Below are 26639 nucleotides of genomic sequence, written 5' to 3'. Positions count from 1 at the left end.
ATAAGGGTATCTTGTATATATTTGTGTTTGTTTATTTAAAAAATATATCTCCTATATCTTTTATTAGATCTTAAACTTATTTACTTCGTCACTCATTTCATTGGTCTTGTCACTTAAAGAGCTTACTGAAGTATGCATTTCTTTACTAGTTTCAGCCATTTGCTCACTAGATGCTGCTATTTCTTCTGAGGATGCTGATATTTCTTCGGAAATAGCTGATATTGCCTCTGTCTTATATAGTATGTCTTTTTTCTTTTCGTTAAGCTGTTCAAAGCCTTCGGTAAGTAAATTTATTTTAGGGGTAATTGTTATCATTGAAGTGGATATAGATTTAAATGATTCCATGCTACTTTCTATACTAACCTTTTGTTCTTGAAGTTTGGAATTCATTTCAGTTGTACCATTTTCAATAATATTGGCATCTTCTAATACATTTCTAACAAGATCATAAATTGTAGTTGAAGATTCTTTGCTCTTTTCTGCTAGGTTTCTTATTTCTTCTGCAACTACAGCAAAACCTCTTCCAGCTTCTCCTGCTCTAGCTGCTTCAATAGCTGCATTTAGTGCAAGTAAATTAGTTTGTTCTGCTATATTATTAATTAAATCTGTTATTTCATTTACTTTTTCTATGCTCTCACTCATCTTTGATATCTTCATTGTAAATCCGCTGAAATTATTTACTAATTCATCTAAAGATGCTGTTATCTTCAACATATCTTCATTACTTACATCTGCCTTTTTACTTATGCCTTCAGATAAGGAGTCTATTTCACCAATAGATCCATTCATTGCCTCTAAGCCTACACTAAAGTTTTCTAACATATCAACTATAGATACTAAATCTTGAGCCTGCTGAGAAGCTCCTTCTGCTACTTGGTCTATAGCTGCATATATATTTTGAGAACTTTCATTAAATTCTTCAGAAACTTTAACTAAGTCTTTAGAGCTGCCTTGTATATCATTAGAGTTTTTCTTTATATTAGATATCATCTTACCTACAGAATCCTTACTTGTTTGAAGTGCTCTTGCCATAATGCCTGTCTCATCTTTTTTATCTTGATGTTTTTGTGGCACATCCATACTAAAGTCTCCAGTAGCCATTACATTTATATATTCTTTTATATTATTCAAACTTTTAGCTAGCTTATCAGACAACAACCAGATAACAACTATAGCTAAAATTATGAATGCTAAAGATACTATAGCTATACTGATTTTAAGTGCATCAAGACTACTTAAAACATCTTTTTCTTCAGCATATACCCCTAAGGACCAATCTGTATCTTTAATTGGAGCATAAGCCATATACTTACTCATACCCCCATATGTATACTTTCCTATTCCGCTTTCTCTATCTACCATCTTTTGTTCAATCATAGCTCTACTAACTAAATCTTTATCTTGCGCTTGTAATGCTATGGTATTTTCTTTACTTATAACCTTTTCTTTATCTTCATGAGCAATTACATCACCATTTTTTCCAATAACATAAGCTCGTCCAGTTTTTCCAAATTCAACTGTATCGTTTAATTTTGCAATTTCATTTCCGTCTCTTAATGCTACTAATATCCCTACTACATTATTGTTATTCTTTATAGGCACAGCATAGGCCATAACTAACTCATTATTACCTGTTTTAGTTACAAAAGGTTCAGACACTGCATTTTCACTTCTAAGAGCCCTTTTAAAATAATCCGTACCTTTTATGTTCTCTGTTATTCCATTAGTGTAGTTTATATCTCCTGATAAATTTGATATACCCATAGTCATATGTCCATGAGCTTTAACCTCTTCTTCTAATATAACTTTCTTTTCATCAAATTTAATATCAAAATCTTTAACATTACTATCATTAGCTACTGCTTCTAATAATTGATACTTACTTTTTATATCCCCTTGAATATTAGTTGCCATTTGCTTACTCAAAGTTTCCATTAAATTTTGAGCTGTTTCAGTTACAGCTTTCTTACTTCTGCTAAAAGATGTAGCCCCAAGAGAACCACAAACTATTGCTATTAATAAAACAAGGCTTATTACCATTCTTACCTTAATACTTGACCTCTTTTTTTCATTCATTATAACCCCTCCATTATGTCTAACATTATGTTAATATAAAAACCTTTTCACTTATAATTAGTAATCTAATGCCACTGATGATTGAAGCAATGGTTTTAAATTCTTCAGTACATGATTTACATGGTACTCACTTACTTGGTACTTATCCATGTCTTCTTTACTATTAAATCTTGTTATTAATGCTATATCATAAGATCTTTCACTTCGTATGATATCCAAACCTACCTCAAGATATTTAAGTTCTTCTATCTTGCCTTCCATAGAATTTAATATTAAATTAGCCTCTTCCATGTTTTCTTTTGTGGCGTTTTTTAATTTAAATAACACTATATGAGTAAACATAATATCCTCCTTTAATTCTATAAATTTAAACAGTTTCCATTTTCATTTATGTTTCCATTTCCTTTTATAAATAATCTAATACCTTATGTTATTTGTAAAATCCTATTAGCTTTTTATGAAAAGCTCCTATGATTCTATTTACATAAACCAGATGAAAAGAATAATAATGGACTATTTTAAATAAGTTTTTGAATTTAAAAGATATAGATGGATTATCTAAATATTGATTTTCAAATTCTAATATTTGAATTCTTTCTTTTAGTATTCCTTTTTCCTTATGATTTACCTTATCCATGAAGTATTTAGAGGTATCTATAGCACTTCTATTAAGTTCCTTCCAGTCATTACTATAATTATTTCCATGTAAATTATAATAAAATAATTTTTCACTAACATATTCCACTTTTAGGTCAGGAAACTTAATATAAATATTTATATATGCTGCCCAATCATCTGCCCCCTTATTCTCATTAGAACATCCTGAAAATAAATTATGGATTTTTATAACTCTCTTTGATAACAACACTTGCCCTGGTGTATTTATCTTATTAGCTCTTAGTAAGGTTTTCTTACCTAAGGTAGGTGTAACGTAATATAATGGTGCTTGCTTTCCATTTACTTTATTACATATATACCCATTAACCACTATTAAATCTGCAGCATTTTTCATATTTTCCATAGTCTTTAAAAAATACTTTTCATTTAGATTATCGTCTTGATCTAAAAATAATAAATAGTCACCATTTGAAATCTTACTTGCTTTATTTCTTGAATCTGCAACTCCTAGATTTGTGTCATTTTTTAAAATTTGTATCTTATTATTATATCTATTAATTAAACTACAACATATTTCTTCCTTGTCTTCCATACTATCTATAACTACGATATATTGAAGCTCTAATTCTTCTTTTACTCTTTCATATGCTGCGATTACTGAATCTATTGTGCTAAATATGGTTTTTTCGCCCTTATAATAGGGCGTTATCACAGTTACCCATTGTTTTATCTCCTGTTTACTCTTCATATTTGACAAACCCTTCTATTCTACTTTTAAAGGCTGCAAATCTTTTTTTTGCATCTTTAGTATTAAACGTACACAAATGAATTAATGCTCGTGCAAGGTGATATACCTCAGCTTTTATAAATAATATAGCAGTATTGATATCTAGGTTAGATTTAACAAAGGCACCAAATCCTACCCCATATCTATATACCTTTTCATCATCCATGTTTTTACCAGACTCATAATGAGGGTGATATATTCTAATATCAGGATTATATATGATATTATTTTTAAGCTTAATATTTTTATATATTAAATCTGCATCCTCACAGGCTCCAAAGTACATGCCTGCTCCAAGTTTTGGGTTAAATTTAATTCTACATTTGTCCTTTTTTAGAAAAATGGTTACAGATGAGCATTTTGTATAGAAGTTACTAGTGTTTACTTTAATTACTTTCTTTGGCCAGGTTCTTAATGAATCACTTCCATCTCTCTTAACTATTCTACCCATAACAGCATCACAATTTTTCTCTTTAATGTATGTATCTACATTAGCTAATGTTTCGGGTAAATATTCACAATCATCATCTGGAAAAGCAACTATATCCCCTGTTACCTGTTTAAGCCCTATGCTTCTATTTAGAGATAACCCCTTTTCTTTAGATTTTATATGGATAATATTAAATTTTGCTTTATATTTATCTATAATTTCATCTAAAGATATTTTCTCATTTTGATCTACAATAATAACTTGAACATAATTCAAATTATATTTTGACTCTTCTATACTTTTTAGAAAACTATCTACTTCCTCATATCTTCCATAGGTAGCCATAACCAAAGAAAATTTACTTACCATATTTAACATCCTTTTGCCATAGTTTTGTTACTATATTGAATATATTTCACTTTTATTTATACATGCTTTCATAATAGCTCTTATAAGAACCAGAAGTCACATTTTTCATCCAATTTTCATTATCTAGATACCATTTAATTGTCTTTTTGATACCTACTTCAAAAGTAGTTTCAGGATACCATCCAAGTTCATCTTTTATTTTAGTTGGGTCTATTCCATATCTTTTATCATGGCCCTTCCTATCTTCAACATACTTTTTTAAATCTTTTGTTATTGCCTTATCTACATTTTCATTTAAGTAGCTTATAATAGTATCCACTATTTCCATATTTGTTCTTTCATTGTGGCCACCAATATTATATACTTCTCCAGCTCTTCCAGCATTTATAACCATATCTATTGCTTTTGCATGATCTTCAACAAATAACCAGTCTCGTATATTCATACCATCACCGTATATAGGCAAGGTTTTGTGTTCTAAACAATTATTTATTAATAAAGGTATCAACTTTTCTGGAAATTGGAATGGTCCATAGTTATTTGAACACCTTGTGATGTTTATTGGCATGTTAAAGGTATCAGAATAGGCTTTAACCATTAAATCTGAGGAGGCCTTACTTGATGAATATGGGCTATGAGGGTCTATAGGCGTAGTTTCAACAAAGAATCCTGTATCACCTAAAGATCCATAAACTTCATCAGTTGAAACGTGAAGGAACTTAACGCCCTCTCTCCATCCGTCCTTTATTTCCCAGGAATCTTTTGCACAGTTTAATAAGTTAACGGTTCCCATAAAATTTGTTCTTGCAAATACTTCGGGTTCCTTTATGCTCCTGTCCACATGAGATTCAGCTGCAAAGTGAGCTACATAATCTATTTTATGCTTTTCAAAAAGACTTGAAACTAGTACCTTATCACAAATATCTCCTTGAACAAATATGTATCTTTCATCTTTTTCTATAGATTTTAAATTTTCTAAGTTACCTGCATAGGTTAACTTATCTAAATTAATTATTTTTATGTCCTTATACTTATTTAACATATATATTATAAAGTTTGATCCTATAAATCCAGCTCCACCAGTGACTAAATAAGTTTTCATTTATTCATTCTCCCTTGCCTTTATTATCATTATTAATTTTCTTATTAACCGTCTTTATTAAAAGATCCACTAATATTCTTTATTAAAATTTCCATTAATACTTTTATTAATATTCTTATCAATCTTCTTTATTAATCTTTTTATTAATATCTGCGGTTTATTGCCAATTTATTGAACCTTCTAATTCTTTTAATGTCTTTTGGACTTTATCTTTTTCTGACAATAATATTTCTTCTATTCCATCTAGAGGCCAATCTATAGCAACGTCTTTATCGTTCCACAAAAGTCCACTGTCGTATTCTGGCGCATAAAAGTTTGTACACTTATAATTAAATACAGCTTTTTCTGATACCACTAAAAATCCATGAGCAAAACCTTCTGGCACATAAAACTGTTTTTTGTTTTCAGCTGTAAGGAGTATACCTTCCCACATACCGTAAGTGTCAGAACCGTCTCTAAGGTCCACAGCTACATCATATACCTCACCTTCAGTAACTCTAACTAGCTTTCCTTGAGTATATTTAGTTTGAAAATGCATACCTCTAAGTACGCCTTTTTTAGATTTAGATTCGTTATCTTGAACAAACTCCATAGTAAGTCCTGCCTCATTAAAATCCCTTTTACTATAGGTTTCCATAAAGTATCCTCTATTATCTCCAAAAACCTTAGGTTCTATTATATATAAATCTTTTATTTTAGTCTTTATAAAATTAAAATTTCCCAAATTAGCACAACTCCTTACTAAATAACTTTAAAGCTATAATTTTTTCTCAAATTCACTAACTATGTCAATTAAATATTTACCATAACCAGTCTTCATTAAAGGCTTTGCAAGTTCTCTTACCTTTTCTCCACTTATCCATCCTTTTCTAAAAGCAATCTCTTCTAAGCAGGCTATATACATTCCTTGAGTGTTTTGAACTGCTTCTACAAAGTTAGATGCTTGTAACATAGATTCATGGGTGCCTGTATCCAGCCAAGCCATACCTCTACCTAAAAGATTAACCTTTAGAGTACCCTCTTCCATATAAACCTTATTTAAATCAGTTATCTCTAATTCCCCTCTTTTAGAAGGCTTTAAAGCTTTTGATTTTGCTACAACAGAGTTATCATAAAAATAAAGCCCTGGCACTGCATACTTTGATTTAGGCTCTTCTGGCTTTTCTTCAAGAGAAATAACCTTTCCCGCTTCATCAAATTCTACCACACCAAAAGACTTAGGATCTTGGACATAGTATCCAAATATCATAGCTCCATTATCTAAGGTAGCAGCCTTTTTTAAATGGTCTGAGAAACTTTGACCATAAAATATATTATCTCCAAGTATCATAGCAACGTTATCTTCACCAATAAATTCTTCACCTATTATAAAGGCTTCTGCTAAACCATTTGGAGCTTTTTGAACTGCATATTCAATATTTATTCCAAATTCAGAGCCATCTTTAAATAACTCTTCAAAATTAACAATATCTCGATCTGTGGATATTATTAAAATATCCTTAATGCCAGCTAACATCAAAACTGACATTGGATAATAAATCATTGGCTTATCATATATGGGCACCATTTGTTTTGACATTGCCTTTGTTACAGGATAAAGCCTTGTGCCTGATCCTCCTGCTAATATAATACCCTTCACTTAAACATCTCCTATACTATTTTTTTATTTTTCCAACCTTCATTCCAATAAATCTTGCTGTAAAGTTTGTAAATAAATCAAATATTATAATATAATTCTTTTCCTCTATGGATCTTTTAATTACGTACTTTAAAAGGCCTTTTCCCCTTTTAGTAGCCTTATAATCATTTAAATAGGCATTTTGAGTGAAAAACCTACCAATTTCTTTATATCTATTATAAACTTCACCTAAGGAAAATTCATGTGAATGAATAACTTTGGACTCTGATTCGTATTTGATCCTATATCCATTCATTATTAATTTATAGGCAAAGTACATATCCTCATTTGTTGGCAAATCCTTACCATCATAACCATTTAAGCTTTCAAAGGTGCTCTTTTTAATAGCGCTAGATGTGTCCGAAAAGAAAAAGCTCATAATTCCTAATTCTTCAACTTGATCTTTTGATACAACCCTTGATACCTTTGGGTAATTTGCTTCTCTTATATATCTTTCTAATCCATGATTTTCATATCCAATTTGTCTACTAAAACTAGCTTCACACTGATCATTTACAATTCCCTGTGTAAGATTTAATAACCAATCTTCACCTACAATTTTTATATCTTGAGTTATAAAAACAATAATCTCGCCCTTGGCTAAAAAAGCAGCCTTTTCTCTTGTTAAGCTATGAGAAAAATCTGACCTTTTTATTTTATAATAATTTGCGCCTATCTCCTTAAGTACATCCTCCGTAAGATCAGTAGATTCTGTCAATATAAACTGTATGCTTTCTATTTCTACTGCCTCTTGTCTTTTAATGCTAAGATATAGATCTTTTATATACTTTTCTGCATTATATAAAGGGCATATTATTGAAACTTTCACTTATTTATCCTCCACCATATCCACCATTACAATCTCCTAAACTCTAACAGCTTTTTATTAATATATTAAAATATTACTAAAAGATTTTTAACTAAAATATTATATAGAAATCATACTTTATACTGCCCCGTCCCTTTTAATAACTGATACAAAGGTTTTTAGTATAATTTTAGTATCTAAGAGTAGGGATCTATTTTCAGCATAATACACATCCATTTTAACTCTTTCTTCATAGGTAGTATCACTTCTACCATTGGCCTGCCAGTATCCCGTAAGTCCTGACTTCACACTAAAGGCCTTTTTGAAATTACTGCCATACTTTGAAATTTCCTTCTCTGTAATAGGTCTAGGTCCAACTATAGACATATCACCTTTAAATATATTAAAAAGTTGTGGAAGTTCATCTAAACTTGTCCTTCTTAGCCCCCCACCAATTTTAGTTATTCTAGGGTCATTATCTAATTTAAAGTTTTTCTCAAACTCAGCTTTTTGTTCCTTTGTAAAATTATCAAATACTTCCTTAGCATTAGGTACCATAGTTCTAAATTTATAAACCTTAAACTTTTGTCCGTTAAGTCCAACCCTAGTATGTCCAAAAATTATTGGGCCCTTTGAATCTAGTCTTATAAGTATAGCTATAATCAAAAACACTGGACTTAACACTATGAGACCTAGTAAGGACCCTATAAAGTCCACTATGGTCTTTATAAAAGTATAGACTCTCCTTTTTTCTAACATATCCGAATCTATACGTCTTTGTAATTCTAAATTAGAATCCATATAATCCCTCCAAAATTTAATATATTCCAATGAATTTATACTAATTCAGTTTCCACATTATTTATAGAGCTCAAAACCTTAGTTACTACTTCTTCTTTTATGCTATAGGTCATATCATTAAATAACTCACTAGACTCTAGCATAAATATTTGTACTGGATCTACTTGTTTATAAGACCTAAGGTTTACCCCTTGTCTTACTATGTCAATCTCATTTAAATAATCTATCCATAGCTTATCAACTACACTAAGAATAATATGTCTTTCATTACTCCTTGTAGACTCTATTCCGACCTTTTCTTCAAAAACGTTATATTTTGTTACTACCTTTGAGAATAGTTCTTTGCTTAAATCATGCGCCTCTTCTATGGAGGTAAGCGCTTTTATTCCTTCTAGTTCTTTTTCATCAATTATGTTCAATTCTGAAAGCATTTTCATATCATAAGATTTATCTACTGACCCACTTACTATAGTATTTAAAGTTTCTTCAATAACTCCACTTATCATATCTAGTATAATGGCTTTAGTATCTTCCTCATCTAACACTAAATTTCTTTGATTATATATGACTTCTCTTTGCTTATTTAAAGTATCATCATATCCTACTATATCTTTTCTTGAATGGAAGCCATCACCTTCAATTGAGTGCTGAGCAAGTTCCACTGCTTTATTAGCTGAGGGAGAGTCTATATATCCTTTTTCTTTTACTAACTTTTCTAAAATGTTTTTATACTTTTGGCTTATATAATTTTTAACAACATCATCTTCTAGTGAAACATAAAATACAGACTCTCCAGGCTCGCCTTGCCTTCCAGAACGTCCCCTTAATTGATTATCAACTCTTCTTGAATCATGTCTTTCTGTGCCTATAACCTTCAGTCCACCTAAAGATTTTACCTCATCTGAAAGTTTTATATCTGTACCTCTACCTGCCATATTTGTAGCAATGGTAACAGCCTTAACTTCACCTGCTCTAGCTATTATCTTCGCTTCATTTTCGTGATTTTTAGCATTTAATACATGATGTGGTATACCCATTCTCTTTAAAAGCGCAGAAATATCCTCTGACTTTTGAATGCTTGCAGTTCCTACCAATACTGGTTGTCCCTTTTCATAACATTCTTTAACATCAGATGCTATGGCATAATATTTTGATGATATATCTGTATAAACCTTATCAGCTCTATCAATCCTTTGTATAGGCTCATTAGTTGGAACAACTATTACATCTAAATTATAGATTTCTCTAAATTCTTCCTCTTCGGTTACAACAGTACCACTCATACCAGATAACTTAGTATAAGTTCTAAAAAGGTTTTGTAGCGTTATAGTAGCCAAAATTTGTGATTCTGGCTGAATGTCTACATCTTCTTTAGCTTCAATAGCCTCATGGATACCATCTGAAAATCTTCTTCCTTCCATAACCCTTCCTGTGAAGGTATCTACAATTAAGATTTCACCTTCATCATTTTCTATGTAATCAATGTCTTTTGTCATCTCATAATTAGCCTTAAGCGATTGAGTTATATGATGACGAAGTCTTAAATGCTCTTTATCCGCATAATTATCTATGTCAAAATACTTTTCAAGTCTTTCTATGCCATCATCAGTTAATGTCACCGCTTTTTTCTTCTCATCTACTTCAAAGTCAACATCTTTTTTAAGTTCTTTTACAAATTCATCTATAGTAATATAATATTCAGTTGCCTCTTCACCTTCCCCTGAAATAATTAAAGGTGTTCTTGCTTCATCAATAAGAATAGAGTCAATCTCATCTACTATGGCATAGTTTAAATCCCTTTGAATTCTTTCATCCCTTGAAGTTGCCATATTGTTTCTTAAATAGTCAAATCCTATTTCACTATTTATTCCATATACAATATCTTTATTATAAGTTTCTCTTCTTTCTTCTGGTGTAAGTTCATGTAAGATAACCCCTGTTGTAAGTCCTAAAAAGTTAAACACTTGACCCATCTCTTCGCTATCTCTTTTTGCAAGATATTCATTAGTTGTAACTACATGGACACCTTTACCTGAAAGAGCATTTAAATATGCAGGACAGGTAGCAACCAAGGTCTTACCTTCCCCAGTTTTCATCTCAGATACTCTGCCTTGATGAAGGATTATGCCTCCCATCAGTTGCACCGGATAATGTTTCATATGAAGCACTCTATAAGCAGCCTCTCTAGTAACTGCAAAGGCTTCCACTAAAAGATCATCTAAGGTTTCACCCTTATCTAATCTTTCTTTAAACTCTAAAGTCTTATGTCTTAGCTCTTCATCAGTTAATGATACCATATATTCATCTAAGCTTTCTATTTTGGTCACTAAGGGCATTATCCTTTTAATTTCTTTAGCATTATAGTCATATATCTTTTCTATAAAATTCTTCATTATGTTACCTCTTTCAAAATCTTCTAAGATGTACACATTCCAATTTATAATATGTATACATAAAAATTATAACCTTAAAACATAAATTTTTCAATGGTTCTACTATTTACTCCATATTGTAGCAAAGTTAGCAAATAGCATATTAAGCCTTTGAATCTTCTAGCAAATCCTTATTATTATATCTAATAATTAAAGGTAACATAATCCAAAAAGGCATCTGTGCAAAGGTGTCCGCATTCATCCAAGAAATTAAAATTCCAACAAAGCTAACTATTAGTGAAATTCCAATTATATCATTATCTTTTTTCCTCATTACCATTATAGCTTTAATTAAAATATAGCCCAAAAATCCAAGCCAAATTATAATACCAACTATGCCTTGTTCTGCTACTATTCTTGCGTATAATGAAAAAGCTGGAGGCCAATGGTTATTCTTTTCACTCATCCATCTTTCTACCTCGTGGGAGGTTAGTGCCTTATCACTTAAATGATCCTTTACATTAAATCCATACTGCCCTATGCCTACCCCTGCAATTGGATTATGAAAGCCTATATCAAGAGCAGCCTTTTGAAGACCTATTCTTGATATATTCGATACATTGTTAGGATCTTTAAGTGACACTATAAGTCTATTAATACTTATTTTATCCACACTATTTTCATCACCTGAAATGCTAGATAAAATAGTGTTATTAATCAAGATAAAACCTAGTATAACAATAGCTATAGCCTTAATTATATTGACTTTAACATTCCTTTGTACCTTAGATATTAAAATCATTATGGTGTATATAAACATCTCAATAAAAATTATCCCATAAGCTGTACGGGACTTAGAAAATATAAGTAAAATCAAAAGATATGCAGATATTAAGGCATACTTAACCTTTTTCTTTTTATCCTTTTCAGTAAATAGGTAGCTTATAATCCAAGGCATAGCAAAGGCTGCATACATAGCAAAATAAGATACCTCCCCTGAGATAGCTCTTATACCCTTAGGATATACCTCTCCTCTAAAATAGGTTTGAAATATAAAAGATAGCTTCTTTAATATGAAGGATAGATCTATTATTCCAGTAAAGTTAAATAGTTCTATGGTACCATATATAAATACAGGAATTAATGAATACTTTACATATCTTCTAAAGTCATATAATGTTATGCTCTTCATCCTTATTATTATCCCACTTGAGTAAGATACAAAAAGCATAAATGCTATTACCATAAACTGTACAGTTATTTTATTTACCCCAGAACGTCCCTTAAAACTATTAGTAAGTATATGATTTACATTTACTACACTAGATACTAATATCCACCCTACAAAAACTGCCAAAAGATCTATCTCTCTAGTCCTGTTAAAATATATTTCATGATTCTTAATAGAGCACACAATTATTATAGGCACAATAGCAATGAATGGATAAAGGCTTCCCCTACTTCCAAGCTCTCCCATAACCCTACTCATATAAGGCAAGTTATCTACAGGGATTAAAATTATAGAGGCTATAAATAACAAGTTTAATATATATACTATCTTCTCACTTTTTATATAAAATTTCTTTGTAAATTTCATAAACCCTTCCCCCGCCCATTATTTTAAATCTGTATATTCATTTTTAAATTTACCATACATACAGGGCTTTTTCAACAGTTACTAATAGATCACCTGTTTTATTAACTATAGTAAAAATATCTAATACCTATAATAACGCCACCTTTATTATAGGTATTAGATATTCAATAGGAATACTATGCAAAATGGATTAAATCATTGTATAATTAATGTCATATTCTAAATGTAATATTTTAATAAATTAAAGGGGGAAGCACCGTGGCATTTGATTCATTAATCTTTATACTTTACTTTCTACCACTAACCTTATTTATGTACTATATAAGCAATGTAAGATATAAAAATCTTATATTACTAATAGCTAGCATATTTTTTTATATTTGGGGCTCATCCAAAACTGTAGTAATAATATTCATATCCATAATAATCAACTACTTCCTTGGATATCTGCTACATAAGTTACAAAAAAACAGAAGAGCCATCTTATATTTAGGCGTTTCTTTTAACGTGATAATACTTATATATTATAAATACATGAACTTTTTTATAGGAAATTTTAATAAGCTAACAGGTTCAAATCATTCACTACTTAAGCTTATGATACCTCTTGGTATATCCTATATAACCTTCCAGCAAATAAGCTACATTGTGGATATATATAGGGACAAGGAAGCTTTTGAAAATAGCTTTGTAAACTATGCCCTTTATGCAATATTCTTCCCAAAGATAATAGCAGGTCCTATAACCAAATATTCTTTAATAAAGGAAGATATAAAAAAAAGAGAGTATAATGATGAGCTATTTAAAGAAGGTATTTATAGATTTTCATTAGGTCTTTCTAAAAAGGTTCTAATATCAAATACCTTAGCTCTAGTTTCTAATAAAATATTTGCCATAGATCCACAGCTACTTGGCTTTAATATAAGTTTTCTTGGCATGATTACCTACACCCTTCAAATATATTTTGACTTTTCAGGTTACACTGATATGGCTATAGGTATAGCTAAGATGTTTTCTATAAATCTTCCTGAAAACTTTGACAAGCCTTATAAGGCTAAAGGATTCATAGACTTTTGGAGACGGTGGCATATTACACTTTCAAGTTTTCTTAGAGATTATATTTATATTCCACTTGGAGGAAACAGAGTTTCAAAAAAGAGATTAGTATTCAATACCTTCATCTTATTTTTAATAAGCGGTTTTTGGCATGGAGCAAACTTTACCTTTATAGTTTGGGGTATATATCACGGATTCTTTGTAATAATTGAAAAGCTTGGTGCAAAGAAGATACATAAGGTTTTACCTGGCTTTGTAAGCGAAGTTATTACATTTATTCTAGTAGCTGTAGGCTGGGTATTCTTTAGAGCTGATAGTTTAAGATATGCCCTAAAGTATCTTAGAAATCTATTAACTCCAGCAAAGATAGTTCCGCTTAGCACTTTAGACATTGGAACTTACAGTAAGTTCTGGTTTGTGTTCATACTATCTCTTATTATGGTCTTTACACCAAAGCTAAAAGAAAATAAGATACTTTCAATGATATCTAAGCCTTTTTCTATAATAATTTTAATATATTCCATTGCAGTAATAACTACAGGCAGCTTTATGCCATTTATCTATCTAAACTTTTAAAGGAGGGTGCAGAGTGAAGATTAAGCTACTAAAACTACTAAAATCAAAAGGCTTTATACTAATATTCATATTAATAATTACATTACCACTATTTCAAGATTCTACTAAGATCTTTAATGATAAGATATTAAACGAAAAAAGAGCCCAAACTCCAAGCCCTACCTATACTAAAGATAAACCTTTATCAAAATACTTTAGTGAAAAGGAAAAGTACTTTAGTGATAACTTTGGCTTTAGAGAATATTTCATAAGACTATCAAATTATATTGACGTTAATATCTTTAATACCTCTCCAAATAAAGATGTTGTACTTGGAAAAGATGATTATTTATATTCCTCTGAGGAATTAAACGATTATAACAAAACCAACACTTTAAGTGATGAAGATATAGATAAAATAGCTGATAACCTAGTTACTTTGCAGCAAAACCTAGAGGATAGAGGTATAAACTTTACCTTTGCTGTTGCCCCTAACAAAAGTACCATTTACCCAGAATATATGAACACTAGTAAATCAAATCCTAAAGGTGAAAGCAACTTAGAAAAGCTAGAAAAGCGTATTCAAGAAAAATCAATAAATTACATAGATTATAAAAAGCTAATGGAAGAAAATAAAGATAAATACGATCTTTACTACAAAAGAGATACCCATTGGAATAACGTAGCAGCTACCTTAGCCGGAGAGGAACTAATCAAAACTATAGGGGCTTCCTATGACTTAGGTGAGTTTACTATTAACCCTTCTGATGTAAGAAAAGAGTTTAATCAAGGTGATTTAGATGACATGCTAGGTCTTAAAACCCCTGGGTTAGAAACCACTTGTAGCCCCAATATTAAACCACCTATGAATAAACTTCCAAAGACATTAGTCTACCATGATTCCTTCTATAATGCAGTACTACCAATGCTAGATGGACTTTTTGTTCAAAGAATGGATATGCACAATTTTAAGGCACCCTTTCACAGCAACTTTGGTCAGTTTAGTGAAAATACTGAAATAGTTGTATTCGAAGTAGTTGAAAGGTACCTTACAATGCTTGTAGACTATGATTTTAATATATTTAACGATGATATAAATAGTCTTAAAGACTACAATGCTACAAAGCTTAATCTAGATATAAAGGATGATACTAATAAGGTAACCTCAAAGGATATTGCCTTTTATCCCTATAAAGATTACTATAGCTTCTCCTCCCTATCTAAAGAAGCTTCAATAACCTTTGATGTGGACCATAAGAGGCTAAACTATGTACAGCTAGAATTTAAAGATGTACAAAGATTCGAACATCTATCTCTAACCTTTGCAGATGCAAATGGAGAGTTTAAAGAAAAACAAATGGCAAACTTTATGATAAATCCTAAAAAGACCTCTTATTTAATAGAAATAAAAGAACCTATAGATATAACTAAACTTAAACTTACCTTTGGTAGCAAATCAAATGTGGATTTAAACCTTAAAGAAATAAACATTATCTCTTGTCCCGATAAATAGTTAAAAGGCAAAAGACTTAATAATTAAGCTCTTTTGCCTTTTTAATAGTCTGTATCAAAAATTGTATTAATGATCTTCCTACCAACAACCATTCTATAATGTAGAGTTTCCGCCCAGTAATAATTATTTTCTGTAACTTCATTTAAGGTAGCAAAATCATAAAAATCAGTAAATTTAGAAACACCATCCTTAGCTCTATTAATAATATCTTCATCTGCTAAGTATGTAGTTTTATGTATAGGATTAAAAATAATGTATAGTTTTATATTGTTTTTTTCACATACACTCTTAATCTCCTTGATTTCCTCTAAGGTTTCATCCACTCTATCCTCTTCAAAAAACAATAAAGGCTTATTAAATTTAGGATCATTTATATGCTTATCCCCTAATGCCTTAAACTTACTTTCATCTTCTTCAAAGGTGGTTTTAGTCCTACCTGTTCCAAACATATCTAAGTCACTACTTGGATAGTAATTATGAAAGGCTGCCTTTACAGTTTCCCTATTATATAAGTCAAAGGGATTTCTTAATAGGTATACCTTAAATAAAGAAAAAGGACTCTTTAAGCTTTCATAAGGCATTCCCATAGGTTGCTTTAACTTATTATCAGGATTTACAGTAAAAGAAAAATCATCTAAGGCTATAATAACATTTTTTATTTCTACACCATTCTCTATAAATGTATTTATATTTTGAAGCCATTCTCTTGGAACTCCCTTAGAATAAGTCATATTGTAATAAGTTCCGTTTGGTATAAGTTCCGTTTCAATGGAGCCTATCTTAGATGAGCCAAATAAGAAGGAATCATATTTTTTAGGGTTTTCTACTATGTACTTAGTCTTTCTATAGTTTTTATTAGGTTCTAATACCTGCTTATCAAAAGACTTTTTCCATATACCGTAAGGATCTAAAATATAATTAAAAGTAAAAATAGCACACATTATTAATATTAAAATTGATATATTCTTATAAAAATATCTTTTTTCCATCTTTCCTCCTTAGAAGTTAAAATATAAAAATGTAGAAACCTTATTTGATAATATAAGTGATATACATACAATTAGATAGGTTATCATCTCTACAGTAGTTAGGTTATTTAACTTCATAGTTTTAACTCTATTTACAGTACTCTTACCTAAAAATGTTAAAGCCATTGATAAAACTAACATTACCATAGGTAACTTAAAGCTTCCACTAAGTGCTGCCTTGTAAGCACTTCTAACTCCTAGGTTTAGAGTATTTATTCTAAACATTCCCTTTATAACTTCTAGGGCAGAATTTATTGAAGTGGCTCTAAAAAATACCCAAAATATATTAACCAAATTAAAGGTTATAAAAATACCTAAGGTCTTATTTAGCCTTCTACCCTTACTGCTCCAAATCTTATGTATAACAATAGCTAGTCCATGAAGTGCTCCCCATAATATAAAGGTCCATCCTGCTCCATGCCATATTCCACTTACCAAAAACACAACAAATAAATTTCTTAAAGTTTTAAACTTACCACTTCTATTTCCACCAAGAGGAATGTACAAATAATTAGTTAAAAACCTACCTAAAGTTATATGCCACCTTCTCCAAAACTCTTGTATACTAGAAGACTTATAAGGTGAATCAAAATTTAAAGGTAGATCTATATTAAACATAAGCCCAATACCCATGGCCATATCACAATATCCACTAAAGTCATAGTAGATCTGAAAGGTAAAAGCTAGAGAGGATATCCAAGACTCCATAATAGTTAAACTGCCTCCAAAATCAAAGCCAGCAGAAACCAAGGTACTAAGTGTATCAGCTATAATAACCTTTTTAACAAGCCCAATAGAAAACATATATAAGCCCCTATTTAAATTGCCATAATTTAAAGACTTTTTGCTTTCATCTTGAAACTGTGGAATAACCTCTGAGGGTAAAACTATAGGACCTGCAATAAGTTGTGGAAAAAACGTAACAAATAAACAGTAGCTTAAAAAATCAAAATTATAGCTCTTTCCCCTATAGCTATCAATAACAAAGGACAGTTGCTGAAAGGTAAAAAAGGATATACCAAGAGGCAAGGCTACCTTAAGCAAGGGTAAGCTCTTAGAAAATACTATATTGATGTTTTCTATAAAAAAATTAGAATACTTAAAGTACCCTAAGATACCTACATTAAAAACAAGTCCTATGATGAGTAGTACCTTCCTCTTTAAGGTGTATTGTTCCTCTTTATAAAGCATCCTACCAATTATAAAATTAACAATAATTGATGAAACTATAATCAGTATGTAGCTCTTATTAAAATAACCATAAAAGTACAATGAAGCTACTACTAACCAAAGCTTTGCAGCCTCTTGTTTTTTTATCTTATTTAAAACAAAATAGATTATTAGAGTAATAGGTAAAAATGCCAATAAAAACTCTATAGAATTAAAAAGCATAATTCTATTCCTTTCTTTATATATCTAGCGTACAGATTGCACACCGCTTTACTTTATTCATATCTTAATATAAATTAAATCAGTTATATATTAAAATGTCAAACAAAGTACCTTTAACCTAAAATAGAGAGCTAATGTTGCTCTCTACTAGCATCATACTTATCTTTACTCAAACTTAACTATGTATTTACTCATGTCCTCATAATCTATTTGAATGAAACTTTCAAGTGGTATTATAATGCTATAAAACTTACCCTTGTTAGATTCAATAATTAACCCATCATCGTTTATGTTGTATACGCCCTTATATACAGGCAAGTTTTCACTTACAAGAACTGTTAATGGGATAGATTTAATGTTTATAGCCTTACTGCTAGAATTTCTAAATAAAGCTATTATACAAAAGCCTTCTTCAACCTGACCTACCTTGAATACATCTATTGTGAGTTGATCCTTTTTTATAGTTGGAAGTAGCTTTAGAAACTTTTTCATTTCTCTATGACTTTTATATCCATTTATCTTAGGCAATTCATTAATATCTATATTTACATAAGGGTATTTAGCAATAGTTCTTCCATCTCCAAAACTTATATGTAAATTATCACAAGCTTTATCTTCTAGTGATAAAATTAAGGGAATACCAATTTCAATAAACACCGCTTTTTCTGCTGGAATACTTTTATTAATGCTATAGATAGTCTCGAATACCTTAGACTTATCCTTATATAAACATATAGGCATATTCTTTAATTGTACATCTTTATTAGAATTATTAGTTATGTAAGCTCCTACTTCTAAATCTTCTTCTCTTTTACTTACATATACTAAATTTATATGTAAATGTTCATCTATAAAATCATTTTCTTTTACTAAATTTATATACTCAGAATTTAATAGAGTATTATGAAAATCACTTCTATGTAATTCTTTAACAAGCTTTATTCCACCTTTTTCTTTATCAGTTTCCATATCCTCTTTTACTCCTTTCTATATTATACAGGTATAGCTATATTTTTAAAATCTTTTATTTTAGCTATAAGAGATTTAACCTCATCTATCAATTCCTCATTTGAAACATATATTTTATTATCTTCTATTATACTCTCTACTATATATTCCCTATAAATATAGGGTATTTCAAAACATTCGTCAATATCAAATTCATAAAGTATCTTTATTTTCTCATCTACATCATTTTCTAAGTTAAATCTATATAATAAATAAGATTTATTTGTTTTATCCAATAAATCCTTATAATTTTCAATTTTTTCTTTTATTAAACATTGAAATTCCTTACTAATGAAGTACCCTTCATTACACTTATCTTTTAATAAAATTTCTAATTCTTTTTTTAACTTTCTATATTTTAATGTTTTTAAATTTGTTACCTTATCTTCTATATGTATTAATGCTTTATTGTATATTCCTGCTAAATTATCATTATACTTTGATAATTCTTCTAGCTTCTCTACATCACTAAGATTTAAATTATCAAAACTTATTTTATAAGTTATCTTATCTAAATTTTTAGCTATATCTTCTTTAATTTCATAAACTCTATCTATAGTGTTTGTTAATTCTTCTGTGACATCTAAATTATAATGAGAAGATAAAACTTTTAAGAAATTATCTAAAGATAGGATTAATAAATAAATATCACTTATATCTTTATTATCTTTTTCATAGATGTGAATAATCTCTTTTCCATTTATCATATCTATTAAAGCATTCACAGCTCCATTTCCATACTCTGATATCCTTATGCAAAGTTTTGAATATACCTTTGCCTTATAAAAATCTAATCTATCTATACAATTGTAACCTTCCTTTAAGGCTAAATCTAAACTTAAATGAAAATTCGAAAAGGTTTCTTCCATATCTTCTAGGTTTAAAACAAAACTGCTTTCTTCATTATTTAGTAAATAATCCATAACTATTATCTTTTGCATAATATCACTTCCTTTTATAAAAAAGGGATAGGATGTAATCCTATCCCTTGAAATTAATTATTTAATTTTAATTAACTTTTAATTAATTATTTTATTTTAGCTAATGCTTCTCTTATTTGAGTGTAACTAGTGTATGTTACAGCCTTTTTAGCTATTATCTTTCCATCTTCATCTCTAGCTCTTGAAGCTTCTACAAAAGGTTGAATCTTTCTAAGAAGTGATGCTACTGATTGACTAGCATCAATTTCGTGTATTGCTTCTGCTAATTCTTTTTCATTAACATTAACATTAACATTAACATCAATACTAGCAATTGCAGCTTTTACTAATGTATCTACTTTATTAACTTTAGCAGTAGCTATAACTTCATTATCAATAATTGCTTTAGTTGCTCCATCAACTGTTGATAAATAAACTGTTCCGCCATCTTTATTGTTTAATATTTCTTCAGCAATGTCTCTTCTTTGTAAATCTGTTATTTCCATAACTGATATTCCTGCTTCTGGCGCTACCGCTAACTTTGCAGCTGCTAATTTCTCGTCCGCTACTGTTTTTGCTGCTTTCGCTGCTACTACTGCTTGGTCTGCAGTTCCTTTTGCTGTTACTGCAACGTCTTTTTCTTTTGTCGCTGCTGTTGCTTTTGTTGCTGCTGTTGCTGCTGTTTCAGTTGCTTTTGTTAATTCTTCTGCTGCTGCTGTTGCTGTTTCAGTTGCTTTTGTTAATTCTTCTGCTGCTTTAGTCTTCGCAGGCTCATCTGATCCTTTATCTGCAGTTTCTTTTGCTGTTTTTGCTGCTGTTACAGCTTTATCTGCAATGTCTTTTGCTGTTGTTGATGTTATTACAGCTTTATCTGCAATGTCTTTTGCTGTTGTCGCTTCTGTTTCTGAAGTTGTTGTTTTTTCTACAGCTGTTGCTGCTGCTGCTGCTTCTCCTGTTGCTTTTGTTACAGCTTCTCCTGCTTCTGTTACTAATTTTTCTGCTTCTGTTACTGCTGCTTCTGATCCCTTAGCTGCTGTTCTAACGTTTATTTCTTTTGATAATGCTAAGTTATTTAATCCTGTATACATTTCTTCAGTAGTTTTAGCTGTAAGCATATTTTTCTTAGCATTAATGGTTCTTATTGCCTCATTAATCTTCTTAGTATATGCTTCATCATTTTCAGCCTCTTTAGTGAATAACTTAAAATCTACTGCATAATCATTAGCATTTTCTTTAACTAGTCCTTTAATTTGTTTTGAAAGAACTTCTGATGATAATGCTACATATAACTTAGAGTTTCCCTCATTTTCTTTAACAGCTTCTTGTGAAATCTTTGCCAACTTCTCGCTTATTGTTTCTCCAGCTAATTCTTTATTCTTTCCAACAATTGCAGTTGTTATTGCATTTACTTTTGTAACATCTGCTCCTTTTATAGCATCTTTATATTTAGAAAGGTTTGCATCAACTAATATTGCCTTATCAAACTTATTTACTGTTGTTACTTCATTAGTAGTTGCATCTACTTTATTAACTTCTAAAGCTGAATTAGCTGCAAGACTGTCAAAAGCTTTTAAGACTTTAGCTTTAGCATCATCTGTTAACTCGTTAGTAAAAATATCATCTTTATAATTTGTTTTTTCATTGTATATAGCTTTTATCTTTTCAATAGAATTTCCCACATTTGTAGTATTAACAGTAGTGATAATAGTGTTTACTAATGTTTTTGTATCTACTACATTCGCATTAGTAAGTTTTATCTTACCATCTTCTGCATCAACCATTGCATTTAAATAAGTAAGCATATTTTTCTCATACACTTGTTTACTGAAGTCAAAGTCCTCTGAAGCATCTGAAAGTTTAACTAATGCTGATTTTAATGCTCCTGTGTTGTCACTATTAATAACATTTATTAAAGCAATTTGTTCTGTTAATTCTCCAGTTAATGTTTCTAATATTGTCTTTTTATCGTCTTTATTAGCTTTTAATGTTGGATTTATAAACTCTTTAGCTGTGTCTAAAAGATTTGTAACCTTATCTAAGTTTACATATAAGTTATCTTTTAATTCAACGTCTTTTTTATTTTTATCTTTTAAAATAGTTTGCATTTGCATAACATTATCAACATTCACGTCATCTACAATTTTTTGAATATCTTTTAATGTTTTTGCATCTTCAATTTTATCACTATATTTCTTACCAAGTGGAGTGTTTTCAAAATTAGTAGTTGCAACGAAGGATTCATTAACTCTTTCAATTCCTTCTGCGTTTAAAGCGTTTATAAATTGAACTGGTTTAGATGCTGATGCTATAATTATATCTACTATTTCTTTTTCATCTGCAACTATTCCTGCTTTTTTGTTAACTGAATCAACAACTGCTTGTATATCTTTAGCAGTCTTTATAGGTGTTTCTCCATTAACTTTAGAAATTGCTTCTGTATATAGTTTTTCTGCAGGTGTTTTAATTCCATCTGCATTTAATATTTCATCAAATTTAAATCCTCTAATGTTGATACCTTCAGTAGTGTACTTACCTGCAAGTCTGCTGATATATGATTTGTTTTGAAGTATAACCATTGCTTCATTTATAACTGAATCACTTACTGCATCATCAGGCTTTTTATCAGCACCCTTACCTGTAACTACAGCATTTACTAATTTCTTTTCAGTCATATCGACTTTAACTCCGTTAATAGTCCATACTCCTTCGATTTTTTCATTTGAAGTTGCATATATCTTTTTGAACTCAAATTTTTGTTTTGATTTTCCTTCTATCATTTTAGCAACTGGTTGTACTTCAACCTTTTTACCATTGTTATCTATAACTTCTAAATTAACATCTGTTAATGTGTTCTTTATAGCGTCAAATTCTACTTCTACTCCATCTTTAAGAACGTTTAAAGATGTTATTTTTAATTCTGTAACTTCAACTGCTTCTACCTTAGTTTGTAGGCCTGCAGCAATCTTTTGCATTCCTGGTCTTACAGCTGTTGCTAAATCAGCAACTAAAACTTTAGCTGCATCAACTGTAGCTTGAGTTTTTTCTGTTTCTGCTACTTTAACTGCTTCTATAGCTGCATCCATAAGAACTGTTTGATATACATCTAGGTCAGCATTCCAAGTTTTCTTATAAGAATCAAATCCTTTTGGTAGATCGTCTGTTTCATCAGCTTGGTCACCTTCAAGCATAGTTCTAACTTCATTTATTTCTGCTTGAGTTGCTGTGCCTGCTTTTTGGATAGCTAATATAGATTTAACTATATCAGAAAGTATTGGATGTTGAACCTCATCTAATTGAACTGAGAAAGTGTTAACGTTTGGTAATAATCCTAATTTTTCTTCTGCTTCAATAGCAGCTTTATATTCTGCCAAAACTACTCTAGCATCATTTATTGATTTTTGAGTTTTGTCTTTTTTAGCAACCGCTACAGCAGTGTATGCTGCTTTATGTAGTTCGTCTAAGCTTTTGCTTGTTTGAGCCATAACTGGTACTATTCCTGCACCTAATGTAGCAGCTAATGTAGCAGCTAATGTAGCAGCTAATGTTTTTGTAATATTTTTACTCATGTAAAAATCCCTCCTATATAGATTAGAAATTATTCCTATTTTATTAGAAATTACTTCTTATCTTAGTAAAATAACCTTACTTGAAATTATAATATAGTATTTAGGGTTTGTCCACCTCATATTCTATATTTTTCTATTTATTTATCATTATTTTATGTAAACATATATTATTATGTCAATTACTCCAGTACTAAGTCCTCTTTAATGATTTAAGTGTAAATTTCCGGTGTATTTTTTAGTATTCAATCACCTATATATTTAAAAGTCAACTGGGAATTTCGTCCTCATAATATAAAAATCCATAGAAAATATAAATAATTGAATTTTTGAAAAAACATTAACTTATGTTATAATTACTTTATTAATTTATTCCTTCATTAGGTACAGAAAAGGAGATTTTTATGTTAAAAAAGAGTATCAATATTATAGGTGCCTTTGATAGATACAATTATGGGGATTTATTGTTTCCTATAATTATAGAAAAATATCTAGAAAGGTATAGCTCTCCTATCTTAGAAGAGTACGACCTAGAATATTATGGTTTAGTAGAAAGTAATCTTTCTAAGGTTGGAGGAAAAAAAACAAAGCCTCTTAAAGATTTATATAATAACCCAATAGAAAAGCATAGTCTTATAATTGTTTCTGGGGGAGAGGTTTTGGCGGCTAGGATTAGTAGTATGGATGTAGATTTAAGCCCTAATAATTTTACTACCATTATAAAGAAGATAATTATAAAGCTAATAGGTAGAAGAAACTTCGAGAAATTTTCAATGAAAAGGTTCTTTTTGAACACTAGGTTCCCTTGGGTTGTTGATAAGAGAAATTTCTCTACTAATATATATGTGGCATATAACGCTGTGGGTGGTTCCATATTAAATACACTAATAGCGAAAGAGCTTTCTCAGATTAAAAATGCTTTAAAAACTAGTGATTATATTTCAGTAAGGGATGAAAAGTCGCTGCAAAATATTGAAGAGTTAAAACCTTCATTAGCACCGGACTCCGCTATAATTATGTCTGAGTTTTTCCAAGTAGAAGTATTAGAAACTAAGATTTCTAATACAGTAAATGAAGCTGTTAGTAGTTGTAGTAATGGATATATATGCATTCAGACAAATCTTTGTTCCGTAAGGTCTAAGGAGTTAGAGCTTGTAGAGCAGGTAGAAAAAATCGCTAAAGACACAGGCCTTAAGGTTGTATTGCTTCCTATAGGTATAGCTGCAAATCATGATGATGTTATTGCACTAAAAAACTTAATAAAGTTGTTTAAAATAGATGTTATATATATTGAAGATATAAACATCTATGATATTATGTACTTTATTGCAAAAAGTAGCTTTTTTGCGGGGACTAGCTTGCATGGTATCATAACTTCTATGTCTTATGCTATACCCCATATTGGACTAAATAAAGATATACCAAAACTTGATAATTATCTAAGGACCTGGGGTGTAAGTGGACAGGATCATTGTATAGACTTTAATGAATTATATGAGTCTTATAATAATATAAAAGATATACCCAAACAAAGACTTATAGAAAATAAAGATAAAATGATCACCCTTAGCCTTAAAAATTTTGATTCTCTATTTATGTGCTTAAATAAATAAGGTAGTATAATAGAGAACTATTACATATAGAAACAAACCCTATTAAAATAGAACATATTAAACTTAAAAGTAGCATTCTATTTCTAAGTTATTTAAGAGGTATAATATATGAAGCTTATAAAAAGTATTCAAGAAAAGTATTTAAGATATTTTGATGTAATATTATATATAACTATTTTCACTATTTTCATATCTAGTTTAAAGTTGTATATACCTCTATTTGCATTAAATATTCTTATGGTCCTAACCCTTATATTAACTGGGGACATAAAGTTAAAGCTTTCTAAGTGGCAGCTTTCAGTAGTAATATTTATGATATGGTCTTTAATTACTTCTGCCTTTGCCCTACTAATATTTAAGTATACAGTGGATGTTACCATTTTAATAAAGCTAATTTTAAACATGACCTTTTTATTAGTAGTATCCCTTGTTATAAATCAAAAACACATAGACTTTAATTTTAAGAAGCTTATAAACTTCTTAGAGTTTATTATAATTATAAACTTTCTTCAAATATCTTTAATATATGTATTTGGTGGCTTAACTCAGGAGTTTATAAATGGTGGTCTAACTAAAAGCTCAGATAATGCCTACGTTATAAGTGTATTTTATAATGTAATAGGTGCAGAAAGTAAGAATATATGGGCAGGTAAATTTGCATTATTTTATGGAGTATATTTATATGTAACAACCTTTGATGAATTTCCAACAAAAAGCATAGTTAAATGGTTTTATATTGTTATAGGTACATTAACCTTACTATTATTGCTAAGTAGAACAGCTCAAATAGCAGTTATTATTCCTATAATATTTATCTGCCTTTACTCAATAAAGAATATGAACTACAAGTCTAAGATAGCTATGTACTTTGTTTTCTTTGTTGCAGTTATCTTTGCAGCTATCCTATTTTTTAATAAATTCTTTCATGTAAAGTTTGATATGTCAGATGGTGGTTACACTAGATTATATATATGGCAAAAGTTTTTTAAAGGTGTATGGAGTACAAACTTTATAATGGGTAATGGAATAGGTTCTAGTGGAAAGTTTATAGAAAACATTGCACAAAGACCAGAATCTAACCTACATAATGTATATTTTAATATCTTTTTTGAAATGGGTATAATAGGATTTATGTCCTACATTACCTTCCTTATATGCTTTATAAAAGAGGTTGTACCGAAAAATAAAATCATAAGGGCTTTATTTACTGTTGCAGTGCCCTTTTTAATAACTACGTTTTTACAATACTTAGGATTTGATAATGATATAATAATGGTATTTATACTCTTATTAATTTTAAAAGAGCAAAAGGCCCCTAGAAACTTACATATTAATTAACAAAAGGAGGAATGA

19 protein-coding genes and 1 pseudogene are annotated in these 26639 nt (G+C 29.8%); 4 read left to right on the top strand and 16 right to left on the bottom strand.

Annotation, left to right across the window (positions count from 1 at the left end; all coding sequences use genetic code 11):
* Positions 1-63 precede the first annotated feature (63 nt).
* The 11 genes and pseudogenes from BV55_RS0107695 to BV55_RS0107645 all read right to left on the bottom strand — a co-directional run bounded on the left by BV55_RS0107695 (position 64) and on the right by BV55_RS0107645 (position 12638).
* Positions 64-2076 carry a methyl-accepting chemotaxis protein gene (locus tag BV55_RS0107695; RefSeq protein WP_029452254.1) on the bottom strand — a complete coding sequence of 671 codons (2013 nt, stop codon included), beginning with the start codon at positions 2074-2076 and terminating at the stop codon, positions 64-66.
* A 57-nt stretch (positions 2077-2133) separates the two neighbouring features.
* Positions 2134-2418 (bottom strand): Dabb family protein, encoded by a 285-nt coding sequence (locus tag BV55_RS0107690; protein WP_029452253.1) that lies wholly within the window; start codon positions 2416-2418, stop codon positions 2134-2136.
* Between the two features lie 88 nt (positions 2419-2506).
* Positions 2507-3442, bottom strand: coding sequence for a glycosyltransferase family 2 protein (locus BV55_RS0107685; RefSeq protein ID WP_029452252.1), 936 nt, complete (start codon positions 3440-3442; stop codon positions 2507-2509).
* The gene (locus tag BV55_RS0107680) at positions 3432-4280 is read right to left on the bottom strand and encodes a glycosyltransferase family 2 protein (protein WP_029452251.1); all 849 of its coding nucleotides are present in this window, start codon (positions 4278-4280) and stop codon (positions 3432-3434) included. Before BV55_RS0107680 ends, BV55_RS0107685 begins: the two co-directional genes overlap by 11 nt.
* A gap of 52 nt (positions 4281-4332) precedes the next feature.
* Entirely contained in the window at positions 4333-5382 is a 1050-nt protein-coding gene (rfbB, locus tag BV55_RS0107675) for a dTDP-glucose 4,6-dehydratase (RefSeq protein ID WP_029452250.1), read from the bottom strand.
* A 157-nt stretch (positions 5383-5539) separates the two neighbouring features.
* Positions 5540-6106 (bottom strand): dTDP-4-dehydrorhamnose 3,5-epimerase, encoded by a 567-nt coding sequence (gene rfbC, locus BV55_RS0107670; protein ID WP_029452249.1) that lies wholly within the window; start codon positions 6104-6106, stop codon positions 5540-5542.
* Positions 6107-6139: 33 nt separating this feature from the next.
* On the bottom strand, positions 6140-7021 hold the full coding sequence (rfbA, locus tag BV55_RS0107665) for a glucose-1-phosphate thymidylyltransferase RfbA (RefSeq protein ID WP_029452248.1): 882 nt from the start codon (positions 7019-7021) through the stop codon (positions 6140-6142).
* Between the two features lie 16 nt (positions 7022-7037).
* The gene (locus BV55_RS0107660; RefSeq protein WP_029452247.1) at positions 7038-7889 is read right to left on the bottom strand and encodes a glycosyltransferase family 2 protein; all 852 of its coding nucleotides are present in this window, start codon (positions 7887-7889) and stop codon (positions 7038-7040) included.
* Positions 7890-8006: 117 nt separating this feature from the next.
* The gene (locus BV55_RS0107655) at positions 8007-8627 is read right to left on the bottom strand and encodes a sugar transferase (RefSeq protein ID WP_051652542.1); all 621 of its coding nucleotides are present in this window, start codon (positions 8625-8627) and stop codon (positions 8007-8009) included.
* 101 nt (positions 8628-8728) lie between these two features.
* Positions 8729-11062: pseudogene (secA, locus tag BV55_RS0107650) on the bottom strand (preprotein translocase subunit SecA); the annotation flags it as partial.
* 142 nt (positions 11063-11204) lie between these two features.
* Positions 11205-12638 carry an O-antigen ligase family protein gene (locus BV55_RS0107645; RefSeq protein ID WP_029452244.1) on the bottom strand — a complete coding sequence of 478 codons (1434 nt, stop codon included), beginning with the start codon at positions 12636-12638 and terminating at the stop codon, positions 11205-11207.
* Positions 12639-13172: 534 nt separating this feature from the next.
* Here BV55_RS0107645 and BV55_RS0107640 point away from each other — a divergent pair.
* Positions 13173-14270, top strand: coding sequence for an MBOAT family O-acyltransferase (locus BV55_RS0107640; RefSeq protein ID WP_198023205.1), 1098 nt, complete (start codon positions 13173-13175; stop codon positions 14268-14270).
* A gap of 13 nt (positions 14271-14283) precedes the next feature.
* Positions 14284-15762 carry an alginate O-acetyltransferase AlgX-related protein gene (locus BV55_RS0107635; protein ID WP_029452242.1) on the top strand — a complete coding sequence of 493 codons (1479 nt, stop codon included), beginning with the start codon at positions 14284-14286 and terminating at the stop codon, positions 15760-15762.
* A gap of 41 nt (positions 15763-15803) precedes the next feature.
* Here BV55_RS0107635 and BV55_RS0107630 read toward each other — a convergent pair whose 3' ends face one another.
* The 5 genes from BV55_RS0107630 to BV55_RS15575 all read right to left on the bottom strand — a co-directional run bounded on the left by BV55_RS0107630 (position 15804) and on the right by BV55_RS15575 (position 23676).
* Positions 15804-16751 carry a hypothetical protein gene (locus BV55_RS0107630; protein ID WP_029452241.1) on the bottom strand — a complete coding sequence of 316 codons (948 nt, stop codon included), beginning with the start codon at positions 16749-16751 and terminating at the stop codon, positions 15804-15806.
* Positions 16752-16760: 9 nt separating this feature from the next.
* The gene (locus BV55_RS0107625; protein ID WP_029452240.1) at positions 16761-18182 is read right to left on the bottom strand and encodes an MBOAT family O-acyltransferase; all 1422 of its coding nucleotides are present in this window, start codon (positions 18180-18182) and stop codon (positions 16761-16763) included.
* 165 nt (positions 18183-18347) lie between these two features.
* Complete coding sequence (locus tag BV55_RS0107620) at positions 18348-19151, bottom strand: SLAP domain-containing protein (RefSeq protein WP_029452239.1); 804 nt, start codon at positions 19149-19151, stop codon at positions 18348-18350.
* A gap of 23 nt (positions 19152-19174) precedes the next feature.
* Positions 19175-20131, bottom strand: coding sequence for a hypothetical protein (locus BV55_RS0107615; RefSeq protein ID WP_029452238.1), 957 nt, complete (start codon positions 20129-20131; stop codon positions 19175-19177).
* An 86-nt stretch (positions 20132-20217) separates the two neighbouring features.
* Positions 20218-23676, bottom strand: coding sequence for a hypothetical protein (locus tag BV55_RS15575; protein ID WP_035794312.1), 3459 nt, complete (start codon positions 23674-23676; stop codon positions 20218-20220).
* A 401-nt stretch (positions 23677-24077) separates the two neighbouring features.
* Between BV55_RS15575 and BV55_RS0107605 the strand changes: the two genes are divergently transcribed.
* Entirely contained in the window at positions 24078-25286 is a 1209-nt protein-coding gene (locus tag BV55_RS0107605) for a polysaccharide pyruvyl transferase family protein (RefSeq protein WP_029452237.1), read from the top strand.
* 108 nt (positions 25287-25394) lie between these two features.
* On the top strand, positions 25395-26624 hold the full coding sequence (locus tag BV55_RS0107600) for an O-antigen ligase family protein (RefSeq protein WP_051652447.1): 1230 nt from the start codon (positions 25395-25397) through the stop codon (positions 26622-26624).
* Positions 26625-26639: the final 15 nt, after the last annotated feature.

Origin of the sequence: Clostridium algidicarnis, from assembly GCF_000703125.1 — a bacterium.
Taxonomy (GTDB): domain Bacteria; phylum Bacillota; class Clostridia; order Clostridiales; family Clostridiaceae; genus Clostridium_L; species Clostridium_L algidicarnis.
This window is presented reverse-complemented; position numbering and strand designations above follow the sequence as displayed.